The 17,910-nt window shown below is 43.5% G+C and carries 19 protein-coding genes; 13 read left to right on the forward strand and 6 right to left on the reverse strand.

The features are described 5' to 3' along the window. Positions 1-7 precede the first annotated feature (7 nt). The gene (locus CHH58_RS09450; RefSeq protein WP_095232400.1) at positions 8-907 is read left to right on the forward strand and encodes an ABC transporter ATP-binding protein; all 900 of its coding nucleotides are present in this window, start codon (positions 8-10) and stop codon (positions 905-907) included. Further along, positions 900-2,159, forward strand: coding sequence for an ABC transporter permease (locus CHH58_RS09455; RefSeq protein WP_095232231.1), 1,260 nt, complete (start codon positions 900-902; stop codon positions 2,157-2,159). Before CHH58_RS09450 ends, CHH58_RS09455 begins: the two co-directional genes overlap by 8 nt. Positions 2,160-2,242: 83 nt before the next feature. Here CHH58_RS09455 and CHH58_RS09460 read toward each other — a convergent pair whose 3' ends face one another. From CHH58_RS09460 to CHH58_RS09475, 4 genes are all read right to left on the reverse strand, one after another. Next, positions 2,243-2,671: a VOC family protein gene (locus CHH58_RS09460; RefSeq protein ID WP_095227919.1), complete on the reverse strand. Its 429-nt coding sequence runs from the start codon at positions 2,669-2,671 to the stop codon at positions 2,243-2,245. A 131-nt stretch (positions 2,672-2,802) separates the two neighbouring features. Next, positions 2,803-3,567 carry an NAD-dependent epimerase/dehydratase family protein gene (locus tag CHH58_RS09465; RefSeq protein ID WP_095262421.1) on the reverse strand — a complete coding sequence of 255 codons (765 nt, stop codon included), beginning with the start codon at positions 3,565-3,567 and terminating at the stop codon, positions 2,803-2,805. A 3-nt stretch (positions 3,568-3,570) separates the two neighbouring features. Then, a complete protein-coding gene (locus CHH58_RS09470) occupies positions 3,571-4,026 on the reverse strand; it encodes a methylated-DNA--[protein]-cysteine S-methyltransferase (RefSeq protein ID WP_095227923.1) in 456 nt (151 codons plus the stop codon). Positions 4,027-4,079: 53 nt separating this feature from the next. Further along, positions 4,080-5,699, reverse strand: coding sequence for an ABC-F family ATP-binding cassette domain-containing protein (locus CHH58_RS09475; protein ID WP_038563882.1), 1,620 nt, complete (start codon positions 5,697-5,699; stop codon positions 4,080-4,082). A gap of 299 nt (positions 5,700-5,998) precedes the next feature. On the opposite strand from CHH58_RS09475, the gene CHH58_RS09480 reads away from it, so the two are divergent. After that, positions 5,999-8,179 (forward strand): DNA topoisomerase III, encoded by a 2,181-nt coding sequence (locus tag CHH58_RS09480; protein ID WP_095262422.1) that lies wholly within the window; start codon positions 5,999-6,001, stop codon positions 8,177-8,179. Positions 8,180-8,212: 33 nt separating this feature from the next. On the opposite strand, the gene CHH58_RS09485 is transcribed toward CHH58_RS09480, so the two are convergent. Continuing rightward, positions 8,213-8,863 (reverse strand): LysE family translocator, encoded by a 651-nt coding sequence (locus tag CHH58_RS09485; protein WP_095262423.1) that lies wholly within the window; start codon positions 8,861-8,863, stop codon positions 8,213-8,215. A 125-nt stretch (positions 8,864-8,988) separates the two neighbouring features. On the opposite strand from CHH58_RS09485, the gene CHH58_RS09490 reads away from it, so the two are divergent. The 10 genes from CHH58_RS09490 to CHH58_RS09530 all read left to right on the forward strand — a co-directional run bounded on the left by CHH58_RS09490 (position 8,989) and on the right by CHH58_RS09530 (position 16,931). Further along, positions 8,989-9,393 (forward strand): NUDIX hydrolase, encoded by a 405-nt coding sequence (locus tag CHH58_RS09490; RefSeq protein WP_095262424.1) that lies wholly within the window; start codon positions 8,989-8,991, stop codon positions 9,391-9,393. 104 nt (positions 9,394-9,497) lie between these two features. Then, on the forward strand, positions 9,498-10,736 hold the full coding sequence (locus CHH58_RS09495; RefSeq protein ID WP_095262425.1) for a cytochrome P450: 1,239 nt from the start codon (positions 9,498-9,500) through the stop codon (positions 10,734-10,736). A gap of 209 nt (positions 10,737-10,945) precedes the next feature. Next, positions 10,946-12,199 carry an alcohol acetyltransferase gene (locus CHH58_RS09500; RefSeq protein ID WP_095227933.1) on the forward strand — a complete coding sequence of 418 codons (1,254 nt, stop codon included), beginning with the start codon at positions 10,946-10,948 and terminating at the stop codon, positions 12,197-12,199. Further along, on the forward strand, positions 12,199-12,912 hold the full coding sequence (locus tag CHH58_RS09505; protein WP_095232237.1) for a DUF6320 domain-containing protein: 714 nt from the start codon (positions 12,199-12,201) through the stop codon (positions 12,910-12,912). Before CHH58_RS09500 ends, CHH58_RS09505 begins: the two co-directional genes overlap by 1 nt. A gap of 413 nt (positions 12,913-13,325) precedes the next feature. Beyond that, entirely contained in the window at positions 13,326-13,628 is a 303-nt protein-coding gene (locus CHH58_RS09510) for a flagellar basal body rod protein (protein ID WP_095227937.1), read from the forward strand. Positions 13,629-13,645: 17 nt separating this feature from the next. Beyond that, positions 13,646-13,810: a hypothetical protein gene (locus CHH58_RS18400; RefSeq protein ID WP_164072093.1), complete on the forward strand. Its 165-nt coding sequence runs from the start codon at positions 13,646-13,648 to the stop codon at positions 13,808-13,810. Positions 13,811-13,831: 21 nt separating this feature from the next. Continuing rightward, positions 13,832-14,455 carry a PspA/IM30 family protein gene (locus tag CHH58_RS09515; protein WP_095227939.1) on the forward strand — a complete coding sequence of 208 codons (624 nt, stop codon included), beginning with the start codon at positions 13,832-13,834 and terminating at the stop codon, positions 14,453-14,455. Positions 14,456-14,542: 87 nt separating this feature from the next. After that, entirely contained in the window at positions 14,543-15,262 is a 720-nt protein-coding gene (gene liaF / locus CHH58_RS09520) for a cell wall-active antibiotics response protein LiaF (RefSeq protein WP_095227941.1), read from the forward strand. Further along, positions 15,259-16,302 carry a sensor histidine kinase gene (locus CHH58_RS09525; protein ID WP_095227943.1) on the forward strand — a complete coding sequence of 348 codons (1,044 nt, stop codon included), beginning with the start codon at positions 15,259-15,261 and terminating at the stop codon, positions 16,300-16,302. Before liaF ends, CHH58_RS09525 begins: the two co-directional genes overlap by 4 nt. Continuing rightward, entirely contained in the window at positions 16,299-16,931 is a 633-nt protein-coding gene (locus CHH58_RS09530) for a response regulator (protein ID WP_095227945.1), read from the forward strand. Before CHH58_RS09525 ends, CHH58_RS09530 begins: the two co-directional genes overlap by 4 nt. Before the next feature lie 335 nt (positions 16,932-17,266). On the opposite strand, the gene CHH58_RS09535 is transcribed toward CHH58_RS09530, so the two are convergent. Further along, positions 17,267-17,902 carry a YpmS family protein gene (locus CHH58_RS09535; RefSeq protein WP_170937575.1) on the reverse strand — a complete coding sequence of 212 codons (636 nt, stop codon included), beginning with the start codon at positions 17,900-17,902 and terminating at the stop codon, positions 17,267-17,269. Positions 17,903-17,910: the final 8 nt, after the last annotated feature.

Raw genomic sequence — 17,910 nt, forward strand, 5'->3', positions numbered from 1 at the left:
GATGGTTCTGGTGCTTCAATTGAAAGATGTGACCAAGAGGTTCGGCAAACATACTGCAGTGGATCAGCTGACGCTGACAATACCAGAAGGGGAGATGTTTGGCTTCTTAGGTGCTAATGGAGCTGGTAAAACAACTACTTTCCGAATGATACTTAATTTATTGGAGAATACGGAGGGGGAGATATTTTGGCATGGAAAAAAGATTACATACGCACAAAGTAATGAGATAGGATATCTTCCAGAGGAGCGCGGCCTTTATCCGAAGCTTACCGTAAAGGATCAGCTTGTATATCTTGCCAAGCTTAGAGGCATGGCGAAGGCAGACAGTGTCAAAGCACTGAAAAGCTGGCTGGAGCGGTTCAACATAACAGAGTATGAAAACAAAAAAGTGGAAGAGCTGTCCAAAGGGAATCAGCAAAAAATACAGTTCATATCTGCTGTTTTGCATAATCCTAGGCTTTTGATACTGGATGAACCATTTTCTGGCCTTGATCCGGTTAACGTGGAAATGCTGAAAAAAGCCGTTATCGAATTAAAACAATCTGGAACTTCCATCATTTTTTCTTCCCACCGAATGGAGCATGTAGAAGAATTATGCCGCTTCCTTTGCATCATGAAGCACGGCAAACCAGTCGTAGAAGGAGATTTGACTGAGATCAAGCGTTCTTTCCGCAAGAAGAACATAACCATTTCAGCAGACTATGACTTGAGCTTCTTGTCAGAAACAGCTGGTGTGGTGAAGTACCACCAGACGCAGCAGGGATGCAAACTTCAGATTGCTTCTTCTGAGGATGCACCTGTCGTATGGAAACTGCTGACCGAGAAGGGATTTGTCACTAAATTTGAAGTAGAAGAACCTACTTTGAATGACATCTTCATCGAGAAGGCTGGTGAATCATATGCGTAAATTTTGGATTGTATTTTCCCATACTTATTTATCACGTGTGAAAACAAAAGGTTACATTATATCCAGCGCGATCTTTTTGCTTATCATTTGCGGCGTTTTTTATATACCGGATATCATTGAGCGCTTTACCGGTGAAAGTGAAGAACCAGTAGTCGCGGTAATTGATGAAACAGAAAACCAGCAGCTTTACGAAGCATTGAGCAGTGGTGCTGAAGACTATCAGCCTATGTTATTCGATGGCAATGAAGACGAAGCCAAGCAGGCTGTTGAAAATGAAGAATATGAAGGGCTGCTCGTCCTGAATCAGTCAGAGCAAAACTTGCCACAGGCTGTCTTTTACGGTATGCAGCTTACAAACAGCACCAGCGATGATATGGAAGCACAGCTGCAGCAGATCAAAGTCGCACAGGCTGCTTCGCAGGCCGGCGTGGACGAAGCTGCTATGCAGGATATTTATGCGCCGGTTTCTTTTGAACGTCAGTCGCTTGATGAAGAAGCGAAGACGGAAGAAGAGCTGGCAGGATCATATGGACTTGTCTATATTTTAGTCTTCGCGCTTTATATAAGTGTTATCACTTACGGTATGATGATTGCAACAGATATCACAAATGAAAAATCATCAAGAGTGATGGAGATTTTAATCTCCAGTTCTTCACCAGTAAGTCAAATGTTCGCTAAGATTCTTGCCATTGGCATGATGGGACTCACTCAATTGGCATTGATTGCAGTTGCTGTGTATGTCATGGTCCAAATTCGCGGCCAGGAACTAAGTGGAGGCTTCTTCGATTTTATTGGTATAGCGAATGCTTCGCCAGTTACATTAACGTTTGCATTGATCTTCTTTATTTTAGGATACTTCCTATACGCTATCATCTGTGCCGGGCTCGGTTCGGTGGTAAGCAGGATGGAGGATGTCCAGCAGCTTGTAAGTCCGATCATCTTCTTGGTGATGGGTGCTTTCTTCCTTGCCATGTACGGACTTAACGCACCAGACTCGACAATAATCGTTGTTGCCTCCTACATTCCATTCTTTACGCCGATGATCATGTTCCTGCGTATCGGTATGCTGGGTGTACCATCTTGGGAAATAGCTTTGTCAATCGCAATTCTTATAGCGACAATTCTTCTCATCTCCTGGATATCAGCCAAAGTGTATCGCGGCGGTGTTCTGATGTATGGTAAGGGCGGTTCGTTCAATCAGTTGAAGGAAGCGTTGAAACTGTCTGGAAATATAAAGAATAAAAGTAAATAACATCTTCAGGTGAATAACCATATCTAAAAAAGGCTGTCGGGAATAGTTCCGACAGCTTTTTTGTATAAGAGTATAGCTCATGCTCAATTGTGTTCAGATTGTGTGTTAATCTGCCAAGTTACTCCAAATTTATCTTTAACCTGCCCGTATAATGTACTCCAAAAAGTTTGCTGTAGTTCCATGATTACTTGACCACCGACTGATAGCTTTTCAAACACATCCTTTGTTTCTTCCGGAGTGCTGGTAATAACAGCGATTCCTACTTGATCGCCTAGCTCGAGAGCCTGACCAGGGAATGTATCAGATAGCATAAGGTCGTAATCTCCCACTTTTAAATGCGCATGCAAAACAAGATCTTTCGCTTCAGCCGGTACTGGATGGTTAGGGTCTTCCGGCATATCTCCGAAAGTTTGTACATGTAGTACTTGAGCTCCCAAAGCATCCTCATATAATTTGACTGCTTCTTGTCCATTGCCATTTGTTACGATATAAGAATTGATTCCTTTTACCATCTTCAACATCCTATCTATTGTTTATTTTGCTCTCGTATGAATTTCGCTGTAAGTTGCAAGATTCCTTTACTATCAATGTAAAAAAGAACTATCCTGCAAGTCTGTCAATTAGACTGGCAGGATAGTTCAACTTATCTTCCAAAGTTGGTGAACATACCACCGATATAATCGGTCACATTCTCCATCTTCACATTTTCAATTTCTTCTCGGTAATCTTCAGGGTTGTCTTCTGGATCATAGCCGATTTTGGCTGCATCTCGATTATCAAAGTAATCATTATGCAGGGAAGACACGCCATAAAAGACACTCGTACCGATTTGTTCCGCCTCCAGACAGCGGACAATCAGCTGATTCATGTCACGCACGCTGATCCACGTATTCAGGTTGCGGTGTTCAGAAGGTTTCTCCAAATAGCTGCCAATGCGCAGACTAGCTGTTTCGATGCCGTGTTTCTTATTGTACATATTTGCCAGGTTCTCGCCGAATGCCTTGCTGGAACCGTAGTATGTATCAGGCAAATGAGACGCATCTGGACCAATCGATTGGTTGATAGGTTGGAAGCCGACAGCGTGGTTGCTGCTTGCGAAAACGATACGTTTAATGCCGTGCTTTCGAGCTGCTTCATATATATGGTAGGTTCCATTAAAGTTGTTTCGGTTGATTTGTTCATACGTGCTCTCTGTGGCAATACCGCCTAAATGGACGATGGCATCGACACCTTCTGCCAGCTGTTCGACTTCTTCTAAGACAGCGAGGTCTGCTTGCTGGAACAATCCGAGTTTATCTAGCTCTTCATCCTGTTTGATATCCGTCAAAACCAATTCGTAATCCTGGTGGATAGCTTTTACCAGATTTTTGCCGATATGACCGGCAGCTCCTGTTACAAGTACTTTCATCTGTCATCTGCTCCTTTGTTGTTCGAAATCCAATAGCCAGTTCTTACGCCACGGCTCCCAGCGGTAACCTGTTACAATCCCATTCCTGCCGACCACTCGATGGCAGGGGACGACAATGGCGAATGTATTTCGTCCAACAGCACTAGCTGCTGCCCGAACGGCTCGTCCATTTCCTGCATCTTCGGCAATCGTACTATAAAAAGCTGAACTACCATATGGTATCTGATTGACCTGTTCCCAGACTCGCTGCTGAAAGGCAGTGCCGTTCGTGGCTAACGGAAGCTGGAAACTGGTGATATCACCAGAAAAGTAGGCTTCTAGCTGTGTTCGAGCCAGTTCTGTAAGTGTATTATCATTGTTCGGCAGCGTCTCGCCGAATAAGATGCTTGTTATAAATTGATCCGTTGCAGTGATCTGTACATTACCTAAAGGCGTCTCGATATTACTTGTATAAGACATTATTGCCTCCTAAGAAACAAGCTCCAAAGCATAAAGCCTTGGAGCTTGATTGATTAGCTGTACATTGCTGCAATTTCTTTTTGCAGCTTTTTGTCAGATACATATTCATCATACGTCATTTCTTTATCCACAATACCTGTCGGAGTGATCTCGATCAGGCGGTTAGCGATACTGTTCACAAACTGTTGGTCATGGGAAGTGAACAGAAGCACACCTTTGAATTTGATCAAACCTTCGTTCAAAGATTGGATAGATTCAAGATCCAAGTGGTTCGTTGGTTCATCCATTACCAAAACGTTCGATTTGCTCAGCATCATCTTAGATAGCATACAGCGTACTTTTTCTCCTCCGGAAAGCACGTTCGCTTCTTTCAGTGCATCTTCACCACTGAAAAGCATACGGCCTAGGAAACCGCGCAAGAATGTCTCTGTCTGATCCTCCGGAGAGTATTGACGAAGCCATTCAACCAAAGTTAAGTTTACACCGTCGAAGTATTTGGAGTTGTCTTTCGGGAAGTACGATTGGGAAGAAGTGATACCCCATTTGTACTCACCAGCGTCAGGCTCCATTTCACCCATGATGATTTTAAGCAAAGTTGTTTTCGCGATTTCATCGCGGCCAACTAGAGCTAGTTTATCTTCACGACCGACTGTGAAGCTGACGTTATCCAGTACTTTGACACCATCAATTGTCTTCGTAATGCCTTTAACAGTCAGCACATCATTACCGATTTCGCGCTCTTGTTGGAACCCTACATACGGATAGCGGCGAGAAGAAGGCTTGATGTCTTCCAATGTAATGTTATCAAGCATCTTCTTACGGGAAGTCGCTTGCTTCGATTTGGAAGCATTCGCACTGAATCGCGCGACGAAGGCTTGAAGTTCTTTGATTTTTTCTTCTTTTTTCTTGTTCTCATCCTGTGCCATTTGTGTAGCTAACTGGCTGGACTCATACCAGAAGTCATAGTTACCGACATAAAGCTGGATTTTACCAAAGTCAACATCCGCGATATGTGTACAAATCTTATTTAAGAAGTGACGGTCGTGGGATACGACGATAACTGTGTTATCGAAATTGATCAAGAATTCTTCCAGCCATTGAATCGCCTGCAAATCAAGTCCGTTGGTAGGCTCATCCAGAAGCAGGACATCCGGGTTGCCGAACAAAGCTTGTGCAAGGAGCACTTTCACTTTCTCGGAACCAGTCAATTCAGCCATTTTTTTATCATGCAAAGATTCAGGAATACCCAAACCTTTCAATAGAACTGCAGCATCAGATTCTGCTTCCCAACCGTTCAGCTCAGCAAATTCACCTTCAAGTTCAGCAGCACGCATACCGTCTTCTTCAGAGAAGTCAGCTTTTGCATATAGTGCATCTTTTTCTTCAATGATTTTGAAGAGACGCTCATGACCCATCATGACCGTTTGCAAAACTTGGTGCTCTTCATAACCAAAGTGGTTCTGTTTTAGGAAGGCTAGACGTTCTCCGTCGCCGATTGCCACGTTACCAACCTGTGGCTCGACATCACCAGAAAGTACTTTCAAGAAAGTAGATTTTCCGGCACCATTCGCACCGATAACACCGTAGCAGTTTCCTGGGATGAACTTTATATTAACTTCTTCAAATAGTTTTTTGTCGCCATATTGTAGACCTACATTATTTACCGTTATCATGTATTCTTTTTCCTCCATGATCAAAAATGTCACGCATGCCTTTAGCTTACGGGATTTTTAGGTGTAAGTCAATGTTGGATATTTTGTAGAAAAATCAAAATACTGGATATGGAATTCGTTTAATTAGATAATAATGTAAGGTGCGATATGGATAATTACATTACTAATAAATCAACAAAACAATATTGCAAACAGTAAGTTGGGGCAGTGCGTTGGCACTGCCTTTGTCATGCCGAGCGCTCCCGAAAAAAGCCGCCATGTGCTACACTATAGGAAGTGATTCGAGAAAGGATGTTTTCATGGGTAAAACGGTTGTACTGGCAGAGAAACCTTCTGTCGGCCGCGATATAGCACGTGTTCTTGGTTGTACGAAGAAGACGAACAGCTATATGGAAGGAAAAGACTATATTGTAACGTGGGCGCTTGGTCATTTGGTGACATTGGCGGACCCTGAGACATATGACGATAAATATAAAACTTGGAAGATAGAAGATTTGCCGATGCTGCCGGAAAAGCTGAAGCTTGTTGTGATCAAGCAGACTGGCAAACAGTTCAGTACGGTGAAAACACAATTGAATAGAAATGACGTCAGTGACATTGTCATTGCAACAGATGCTGGTCGTGAAGGGGAGCTTGTTGCTCGCTGGATCCTGGAGAAAGCTCGTGTGAACAAGCCAGTAAAGCGTTTGTGGATTTCCTCTGTAACGGACAAGGCGATCAAGGACGGGTTCAAAAACCTTAAGAGCGGTAAGCAGTTTGAGAATCTGTATAAAGCAGCGGTAGCCCGTTCCGAGGCAGACTGGTATGTCGGATTGAATGCGACACGTGCTTTGACAACAAAATTCAATGCACAGCTATCCAGCGGACGCGTGCAGACGCCGACCCTCGCGATGATTCATGAGCGTGAAGAAGAAATCAAGAACTTCAAGCCAGAGACATTTTACGGAATTGAAGCCAAGACACAAAAAGGTTTGCGTCTACTCTGGAAGGATCAGAAGCATAACAGTACGCGTACGTTCTCCAAAGATAAGGCAGAGCAGGTACTTCAGAAGCTGAATCAGGTTAAGGGTACAGTGAAGGAAGTAGAGAAAAAGCTGAAGAAGAGTTATGCTCCTCAGTTGTATGATCTAACAGAGCTTCAGCGCGATGCGAACCGTCTGTTCGGCTTTGGCGGTAAGGAGACACTTAATCTCATGCAGCAGCTGTATGAGCGTCACAAGTTACTCACATATCCGCGTACGGACTCACGTTATCTTTCTTCTGATATCGTCCCGACACTGAAGGACAGAGTAAAAGCTGCAGGCGTTGGAAGCTACGGCCGTTTGGCTACTAAAATTACGAATGCACCAATCAAAGCGACAAAGGCATTCGTAGACGATAAGAAAGTATCCGATCACCACGCGATCATTCCAACAGACCAAAATGCGTATGGCGCTGACCTTTCGGATAAGGAACGGAAAATCTATGACTTAGTGATTAAGCGTTTCTTCGCCGTCCTGTTTCCGCCATTTGAATATGAGCAAACAACATTGACTGTTGAAGCAGCTGGGGAAACCTTTACTGCCAAAGGAAAAATCGTACAAAAGCAAGGTTGGAAAGAAGTCTATGCAAACCGCTTTGATGACGAGGAAGCTGACGACGATCAAACGTTGCCGAATGTAGAGAAAGGCGAGCAATGGTCACTTACGTATCGGATGACGACTGGCGAGACAAAACCGCCGGAACGTTTCACAGAAGGTACCTTGCTTCATGCGATGGAGAATCCGGTCCGCTTCATGGCTGGTGAGAACAAAGACCTTATCAAGACAATCGGCCAGACTGGCGGACTTGGTACAGTTGCAACACGTGCTGATATCATTGATAAACTGTTCAATACATTCTATATCGAGAAACAAGGCAAGCATTTGAAAATGACTTCCAAAGGACGACAGCTGCTTGAGCTCGTACCAGAAGACTTGAAATCACCTGCACTGACTGCAGAATGGGAAATGAAGCTAAGTGCCATTGCAGAAGGCAAGCTGAACCAACAGCAATATATTTCCGAAATGAAGCAGTATGCGAAAGAAGTGGTTACCGAAATCAAGAACAGCGAACACAAATATAAGCATGATAATATGACTGGTACACAATGTCCTGATTGCGGCAAGCTGATGCTTGAAGTGAACGGCAAACGCGGTCGTATGCTCGTTTGTCAGGACCGGGAATGCGGACATAAGAAGAATATCGCTAAAACGACAAATGCTCGCTGCCCGAACTGTCATAAACGTTTGGAACTCCGTGGCGAAGGAGAAGGCCAGATTTTCTTCTGCAAATGCGGACATCGCGAAAAGCTTAGTACATTCAACGATCGTCGCAAGAAAGAAAAAACCAATAAAGCGAGCAAGCGTGATGTACAGAAGTATTTGAAAAAGAACCAGCAAGATGATAGCTTCGCCAATACTGCATTAGCGGACGCTTTAGCTAAATTTAAGAAACAATAAACGAGGAAGACCTGCCAGATGGCAGGTCTTCTTTTAATACAAACGGGGAGAAGTACCTTCGGAAAAGGTAATTTTTCGTAAGACTTCATCCCAGACAATTTTTCCGCCGTAAATGAGGAAGACAAATCCAAACATTACATCCAAATATGATTGAAACTTTACGACAATCTTACGGATACATTTCATGCCGACAAGCAACAATGTCCCAACGTACCAGACACTGTTACCAAGCAGGAAGCAAATGATAATTAGAAAAGGATTATGCAACTGGTCGGTGCTAGCGAATTGAGGGAAGATACTTAAGAAGAACAGGCTGACTTTTGGATTCAGGAAGTTGCTCAAGAATCCCATTCGGAAAGCCTGCATGTTCGTGATGGTGAATGCTGCATTCTCATGTGCACTTTTTTGTCCGCGCATAAGATGGACAATCTTTTTGATTCCAAGATAAATTAAATAACATGCACCAAGCAGCCGGATAGCGGTGAACAGAATTACAGAATGCTGCAGGATTATTGATAAGCCGAGTAAGGCAAAGCTGATGTGGATGAGCAGGCTGCAGCGGTTGCCGAACAATGTCATGAATCCGAATCTTTTACCTTGTGATAAGGTGTTTCGTGTCATAAGCAGAAAGTCAGGACCAGGCGTTGCAGCCAAAGCGAATCCGAGCAGAATGATGTCAAGCATTGGAAAGCCCCCTTTTTCAAAGATTCTAACATTGTTGGTATGGAAAAAGATTGCACATAAAAAATCTTTATGGAGGCAGGAACAAACCCTTTTTTGATGGAATGAAATAGAAAGGGGGAATGAAAATGCCACCAAAACACATTGTCTCTGCAGCAACAATCGTGCGGAATGAACACGGCGACATTCTATTAATCAAAGGACCAAGACGCGGCTGGGAAATGCCTGGCGGCCAAGTGGAAGAAGGAGAAACACTTGCACAGGCAGCGATCCGGGAAGTGAAGGAAGAGAGCGGAATTGATATTGAATTGAACAAGTTCTGCGGTATCTATCAGAATGCAGAGAAAAGTATTTGCAACACCCTTTTCCTTGGTAAACCGATTGGCGGTGTTTGCACGCCTTCGAAAGAAAGTCTTGAAGTTGGCTATTTTCCATTGGAACAAGTTAAGGAAATGGTGACGTGGGGAAATTTTCTGGAACGGATCGAGAGCTGCCTCGATGAAGATCAACATCCTTTTTATGTAGCATTTTAATACATAGGAAGCACCTTGCTTAGGGAAAATAAGCAAGGTGTTTTTCGTTTCCAGACTGTGTTCCAAGGGAAAGAGACAAGCAAAACAGGGGAGGGTGACATTATATGTCCATGCCGAAGGAAGAAGGATTAGATCATAGTCTAGCTTTTTTAAAAGAAGGCTACGAATTCATCCTGCATCGGAGAAAGGGCTTTCAATCAAATGTGTTCGAGACTACCTTGCTCGGGAAAAAGGCTATTTGTCTTGGTGGGAAGGAAGGTGCTGCGCTCTTTTATGACCCAGATAAGTTCATTCGTGCTGGAGCAGCTCCGAATCGGCTTGTTAAAACACTATTCGGCAAAGGTGGTGTTCAGACGCTGGATGGGGAACAGCACCGTAACCGGAAGGCGATGTTCATGTCCATCATGACAAAGACACACCTGCAACAGCTCGATAATTTCTTGGAATTGGAATGGGAAAAGGCCAGCGATCAGTGGGAAAAAATCAATCAGATAACATTATATGAAGAATCGCAGAAGATCCTGATGAAGGCAGCATGTGATTGGGCGGGGGTTCCGCTAGATGATGAGGACAAAAGGACAGAGCAAATGCGAAACCTATTCGAATCACCAGCAGCCGTAGGACCTGCCCACTGGAAGGGGCGAACCTCTCGTTCTGATGCAGAGGACTGGATCGCCGGACTTGTCGAGCAGGTAAGGAACGGGAATCTGCATGCGACCAAGGAAGGCGCACTCCGTTTCTTTTCCGAGCATCGGGATAGTGACGGGAAACTTCTGCCGGAGAGGGTAGTTGCTGTAGAAGTGCTGAACATCCTGCGGCCCATTGTTGCCATTAGTATTTATATTGCATTTGCTGCACTTGCGCTGCATCAGTTTCCAGGAGAAAGAGAACGGCTGAAAAAAGGAGATGGCAGCATCCGCCGGTTCGTACAGGAAGTTCGCCGCTTCTACCCATTCTTCCCGGCTACCATGGCGAAAGTGAAACAGGACTTCGAGTGGGAAGGTTATCAATTCAAGGAAGGCACTATGACTCTGCTGGATTTGTATGGTAATAATCATGATCCGCATTTATGGGAACAGCCGGATCTATTCCGTCCCGATCGGTTCCTTGACTGGAAAGAAAGCCCGTTTGACTTTATCCCGCAGGGCGGCGGGGACTTTGACATGGGACATCGCTGTGCAGGAGAGTGGGTTACGATACAAGTGATGGAAGTGAGCGTTGATTTTCTCGTAAACCGCCTGCAATATAATGTACCGGAACAGGATTATAGCTATAGTCATTCCTCCATGCCAAGCATGCCGAAGAGTCAGATGATACTATCTGATGTTCAAAGAATGTCCTGAAAGCAAGAACTCCGTTGATTTTGTCAGTGGAGTTCTATTTTAGTTTGTAAAAAACTTCATATAAGGTAACCTGAAATAAATAGATAAAACATTATGATCTAGAATATAGTACAATTTTATGGTTATGTTTAAAATGAGATTGTCCTATTTGCAATATAGGCTCAGTCCTTAAAAATTTGAGAAACCAAGCATAAAGAGGGGATATTAGCATGGAAACAGAGTGGTACAAACTAGATAGTGCTGGTAAGCTTTATGCTTCTACTGTTTCTTCCAGGGTCTCCACTGTCTTTCGTCTTTCTGTAAGTATGTATAAATCTATCAACCCTGCATTTCTTCAAGAAGCTTTAGAGGAGACATTAGAAGAGATATCTTCTTTTAAAGTTATCGTAAAAAGAGGCGTATTTTGGTACTACTTCGAAAAAACATCAACTATTCCTACTGTATCTGAAGAGCATTATTACCCTTGTTCTAATCTATTTTTCAGAGGTCGCAACACATTTCCTTACAGAGTGCTTTACTATAATAAAAAAATCTCTTTAGAATTATCCCATATGTTGACGGATGGCACTGGAGGAATAGAATTTTTAAAGCTATTAATAAGAAACTACTTGAAAAGAGAAGGCGTTATTGTTCCCTGTGTAAGAAAAAAAATAAGTAACTTTAACTTTGATAACGCCTTTTTTCACCATTACGAAAAGATGGTTCCAAACTGGCAGGACACTCTGGATAAAGCCTATAAGCTTCCGTTAAGATTGGACAAAAGAGGCGTGTATCATGTTACAACTGGTAAATTAGAGATCAAAGAATTGAAGAACATAGCAAAGCAATACCAAACAAGTATCACTACTTATTTGTTAGCGTTATATGCTGAAATATTGATTGATATTCAAGCACAAAATTCGAAAACAAGAAAACCTATTACAATCAATGTACCTGTCAACTTGCGTAATTTCTTTGAAACGAATACATTAAAAAATTTCTTTGTCAGTGTTCCGGTAACGATCGATCCTCGTCTAGGTACATATAGTTTTGAGGATATCATTGAAACGATTAGTATAGAGCTAAAACGATATTTAAATGATAAACAGTTAAAAAGGTTAATTGCCCGCGGGGTGAGAGGAGAACGGAACTTTCTGCTTCGGGCGCTGCCTTTGTTTATGAAGGATTGGATTTCTCCAATGGTGCATGCCAGGTTCGGAGAAAACCTGTATACAAGCTCAATTTCCAATTTAGGAGTAATATCACTTGAAGAAGAATTAGAAAAACATGTTGAGCGGTTTGAATTTTATCCCCCGCCAAGTATCGGTAACAAGATAAAAGCAGGAGTAATAAGCTACAAGGATGATATGTATATTACTTTTGGTAATTTGTCGAACGATCGGCTAGTAGAAAGAATGTTCTTTAGAAAATTAGTTAAAGAAGGCGTACAAATAAAAATTGAAACAAACAGGAGTGCATATTAATGGCTTACTGTCCTAAATGCGGGGTCAGTGTTGAGAAGGACCAAGTTCCTTGTCCGCTATGCTTTACCTATATACCAAAAATAGTGAGCGATGAAGAATTGTTGGATGAAAATGGATTTCCTACATACTATAGTTTATATGAGAATCTAGTGAATTTTTTCATACGTGTTGTATATCGTGTTCTCTGTGTTTTGATGATCCTGGGTTTCCTCATTCCTACACTAATAGATGTCATATTGAATAAAGCGTTGACCTGGTCTTTATATAGCAACTTATCTATCCTTATAAGTTGGAGCTTTCTGTACGTTGCATTTGGCTATGTAAAAGGAACAAGAGATAAGATTATCGTCATATTGATTACTATATGCGTAGGGTTACTAGGATTTGATCTAATCAATGGATATGCAGGATGGTCTGTCGAGATAGCATTCCCACTCCTGGTTATGACCTTGTTATTGCTGGTAATAAATATAGCTATTTTTAAAAGGAATAGAAGCTGGTTTCGCCAAAGCGGTTATGTTATTTTTTCGATTCTTATACTCCTCATCGGAATAGAATTTATAGTAGGCAGATATTCAAATACGGATAATATTGTTTTTCATTCTGTGGATGAGCTTCTTCCGTCCACTTTATTAGGTTCTATTTTACTGCTGATATCGTATAGGATGCCTAAAAAGTGGGTAGAGAAGTTGAAGCGGAAATTTCATATTTAATTTAGATGTTTAGTTGAAAACCTAAAAATCTTATAAAGACGTTCGTAAATTTATCATGTTAATTTACGGACGTTTTTTTGTTTGTATTTTTTTCATTGGCTTGATACGCACTAGGAGCGATAAGGGCGTTCACGCAGGGCTTCCTTGCTTATTCCTCCGTTCTAACCGGAAACGGAACGGTCACCTCCGCCTTTCGTGATCTAGCTCCAGAAACCAGAAACTGCGATATAGGTGATAAATCCCTGCGTGGGGAAGGACGCCCACTCCGGGCTTTCTCGCCTATCCCTCCGTTTCTAAACGGATTCTTACGCCTTTCGTAAGACCAAAGTCTTACTCAAGTTATGGCTTGGGGTCGTTATGGGGGAGCGGGGATAGCGGTAGACTAGGAGTATGAAAGAAAGGAGAGAGGCTTGATGAAGAAGGTGCTATTGATCATCGGTGCGGTTATTGCTGCCGCAGTGCTCTTGGCGAATCTGGGCTCGCTGCTTGTGCTGGCCATCAGTGTGGCAATTGGTTATTACGGGCTAAGGAGGTTCATTCTTACAGATAGCGTCGGTGCCAAGATTGGCTGGGGTGTAGTAATTGGAATTGGTGTATGCATTTCACTTTCCAATCTGCCGGCGTTGATTGGGTTGGTTGCTCTAGCGGTTTTGTATTATTTGTACCGGGCTTGGAAGAAGGATAAGGAAGCTGAGAAGTTCGATTATACACTTTGATTGAAAGGAGGAGCATAGTGGACGATTACTTGGAGCAGCGGATACGTGTGCTGGAATTGGAAGTGGAGGAACTCAAGGAGAAGGCTAAGCCAAATCGGCAGGATAACACATGGATTTGGGCATTTATCCCGATTTTGGCACTGCTCATCCCAGTATTGGCCCTTGTCGGGGATATATTCTAAACAAAAAAAGGAGAGGTACACATGGAAAACATTTTTACTCGAATCAAACAGGCGGTAGCAGCAGATTTTCACGAAATCTTGGATAAGAAGGAAGAAAAGAATCCGACGGTTCAGCTTAGCCAATATATACGTCAATGCGAGCAGCAAGCGAAAAAGATTCGCGAATTGATCGAAAAGCAATATCAGCTCAAGCATGATTTCACGAAGGAATACCATGCGGCGCAGGCGATGGCGGATAAGCGCGAGAGACAGGCAAAACTTGCTGCCGAGCAGGGCGAAGCAGAACTTGCTGAACAAGCGCAGAACGAACGCGAGCAATATCAGGAGCGTGCAGACAAGATTAAAACGATGATGGAAAAAGCGAGCACTGACCTGCAAGAGCTTGAGAAGAAATACGTGCAGATGAAGCATAAGCTAAAAGATCTTTATGTAAAGAAAATGGAGTTCGCAGAGCGTGAGAATGTCGCAAAAGCGCATCGGAGCATGAATGAAATTTTGAAACATAAACCGGAATTCGAATTTGCTACTAACAAATTTAATGATTTGGAAGGTTATATAGACCGTTTAGAACGGAAAGTCGACGCGGATTATCGGAAAATGACGCTGGATGCCAAGCTTGCAGAGCTCGAGAAGAAATCTAGTTAAAATAGGCACATCATGGTAATCTAGGAAGGACACAGGCGGCTGTGTGCTTCCTTATTTACACTTGCCGCATGAAAGGAGTGCCTCGGAGTGAAGCCTAATGATATGATCCGCTGGCTGCTGATCACAGCAGCTGTCGTTTTTGTGGCTGAATTACTGCTGTCGGGGACAGGTGTGCTGATCGGAATTGGTTTGGGTATTCTGTTCATCTATCTTGGAAAGCGGCAGCTATCCGGTCGTAAAGGAACGATTTTGTTTTGGATAGGTATATTCATAGTCGCCATGAGTTTATTGCAATCATTCGCTTTTTATCTTGTACTGACAGCGGGTATCATCTATTACTTTACGAAAATCCATGACAGTACAACGAGTAAACCGCAAACTTATCAGCCTTCCTTTGATCAGGCCGCCTCAGAGGAGCAGGTATTCGAACAGAAGTCTCTATTCCAAAACAGCTGGTTTGGCGCTCAGTCTGCAGGCAGCAGCGTTTATGAGTGGCAGGATACGAATATCCAGTCCTTCATCGGTGATACAATCATCGATTTAAATTATACAGTGTTGCCAAAAGAAGAGGCAGTCCTGATGGTACGAAAAGTACTCGGAAATGTACGAATCATTGTTCCATATGATATTGAAGTGGATGTTCATCATTCAGTTGTTTACGGCTCAGTCGCGATTTTCGACCACAGAGAACAGAACTGCTGGAATAAAGTGATTCATATGCGTACGAAAGGCTATCAGCAATCATCCCAGCGCATAAAGATTGTTACGAGTGTAGTAGCCGGTAAGCTGGAGGTGGTGCGCGTATGAGTAATATCGTAAAACGCCATGTTGGCTTCGGCATGCTGTACAGTCTGCTTTTACTGGCTGGATTAGCTGTACTATACATTATCGATTTTCCGGTGGATGATTGGAAAGATATCTGGACGATGCATGAAAGCACCGTACCGTTTTTAATTGCAGCGCCGCTCTTTGTTCTTTTTTCTGGGGCTATTCTCGGATTGTTCTCCGGGCTGTATTGGCGTAAGCGCTGGCATCAGGCTACACGGGAAATGGAAAGTATCCGTGAAGGCCAGCAGCCATTAAAGAAACGCAGCTTCAGCATAACCGAGCTGCAGCAGACATGGGCTGAACTGGAACGTCTACAGACTTATATGAACGAACAGGCTAAGCTCGCACAAAAGCTGACGAATGAGCGGGTGATCGACCGCGAAGAAGAAGTTCAGCGTATTGTGTCGGAAGAGCGGAATCGCCTGGCAAGAGAGCTGCATGATTCAGTTAGTCAGGAGCTTTTTGCAGCATCTATGCTGATCTCTGCTTTGACAGAATCGGAGGAAGAAGAGACAGCGCTCTTTAAAGCACTGAAGCAGCTGGAGGCAATGGTTCAGCAATCACAGCTGGAGATGCGTGCACTGCTTCTTCACCTAAGACCGGCTGCGCTGAAAGGGAAGACAGTGCAGGAAGGAATGGAGCTGCTCTTAGAGGATCTGCGGGCAAAGGTACCCTTATCAATCGATTGGGAACTGGATACATTTCCTGTGGAAAAAGGTATCGAGGACCAGCTGTTCCGAATCGTGCAGGAGTCCGTATCAAATACGCTGCGTCATGCAAAAGCGGAAAGCTTGTCCATCAAACTTCTGCAGCGTGACAGCTTTATTATCCTGCTTGTTGCGGATGATGGCGTCGGTTTTGAAATGGGCACCGAACAGCCAGGAGCATACGGGTTACAAAATATGAAGGAGCGGGCTGCGGAAATCGGCGCTCATCTGCGGGTAGTAAGTGTGCCGAAGCAAGGCACACGCTTAGAGGTACGCGTTCCAATGCTTGACAGAGAGGAAGAAGAAGCATGATCAAGGTACTTTTTGTAGACGATCATGAGATGGTTCGAATCGGTGTTTCGGCATATCTATCCACGCAAGCCGATATCGAGGTGATCGGGGAAGCAGATAACGGAGAGGATGCAGTACAGCTGGCACTAGATCTGCGTCCGGATATCATCTTGATGGATCTTGTAATGGACCGTATGGACGGAATAGAGGCGACCAGGCAAATCGTAGCTGCTTGGCCAGAAGCCAAGGTAATCGTCGTCACAAGTTTCCTGGACGATGATAAAGTATATCCAGCCTTGGAAGCAGGAGCTGCCAGCTATCTGCTGAAAACATCCAAAGCTTCTGAGATAGCGAAGGCAATCAGATCTACATATAATGGCACAGCTGTCTTCGAGCCGGAAGTGACGAATAAAGTGATGGCACGAATGCGAAAGCCTCAAGCTCCCGTATTGCATGATACGTTGACAGCGAGGGAGCAAGAAGTACTGCTTTTGATCGCAAAGGGCAGGTCGAACCAGGAAATCGCCTCTGAGCTGTTCATTGCTTTGAAGACAGTCAAAGTACATGTCAGCAATATTCTGAGTAAGCTTGAAGTGCAGGACCGGACACAAGCAGCAATCTATGTTCATGAGAAGGGGCTTCTTCAGTGAAAATGAGTTGAGACACAAATGTTTCAGCAAAATGAAAACCCGAACTATAATGCGAATCTTCAACAAAGATTTGCATAAGTTCGGGTTTCTTTCGCGATAATTCATACTAGCGTAGGCAGAATACGGAGACTCCTCGAAAATACAAACCAATTTTCTTCGTGCGAAGCTTTCCTTGTCCTACGGGAACAGCACGAGCTGAAGACCCCGCAGTGGTGGTTTTTCCACGAGGAGGCTGAGGCCGTGCCCGTGGAAAGCGGAGTTTTCTGCCGAAGCGGTGCTCAGGAATATTGTTCGTTTTAGAGCAATATTTTAGTTATGTCCCAGCCCTGTTTTATTTACAAGCCGAAAGTATCATTCGGAATATACAGCTTGAAGCTGAGATTATCATTCGATAAATCAAATTGTTCTACTTCCACATGGAAATTGTTCTCTAATTCCATTTGGGTAACAGCAACATAGATGGATTCTTCATCCGGATTAATGGTTACCCACTCCGGCGTTTTATAATATCTATCTATATATTTGAGTACTTTATCATTCGGCAGTGAAAGACTGCCGAGTGAGATATCTCGTTGTACAAGCAACAGATCTCCGTTATCCTGTACCTGCGGCTCGAGCGTCATCTGCAGCGGAATCCGCACGCCGAATGCTGTAATACCTCCACTTAGCTCCACCGCATCATCACCTAGTACAACAGAATAATTATCGGAATTATCATTAAGCTCTTTATCGATATATGCATTTATCAGTTCATTGACATTTGCTTTTGTTGAGCTGATTGTGAACTCAGAGGAGTCAGAGCTGTCAAATTGTGCTTCTTTCGGCGGGTCGGGTGCTGGACTGAATGCCGGAAGGAAAATGAGCAGCAATAAAAGCAGCAGAATGATACCATTTGCGATAGCTAATATTTTAAAGTATTTCTTCCAGTCACGCTGCTTCGGTGGCTGAGATTCGTTCTTCCTGTTTTCCACGATACATC

The organism is Terribacillus saccharophilus (assembly GCF_002272745.1).
GTDB classification, from domain to species: Bacteria; Bacillota; Bacilli; order Bacillales; family Amphibacillaceae; genus Terribacillus; species Terribacillus saccharophilus_B.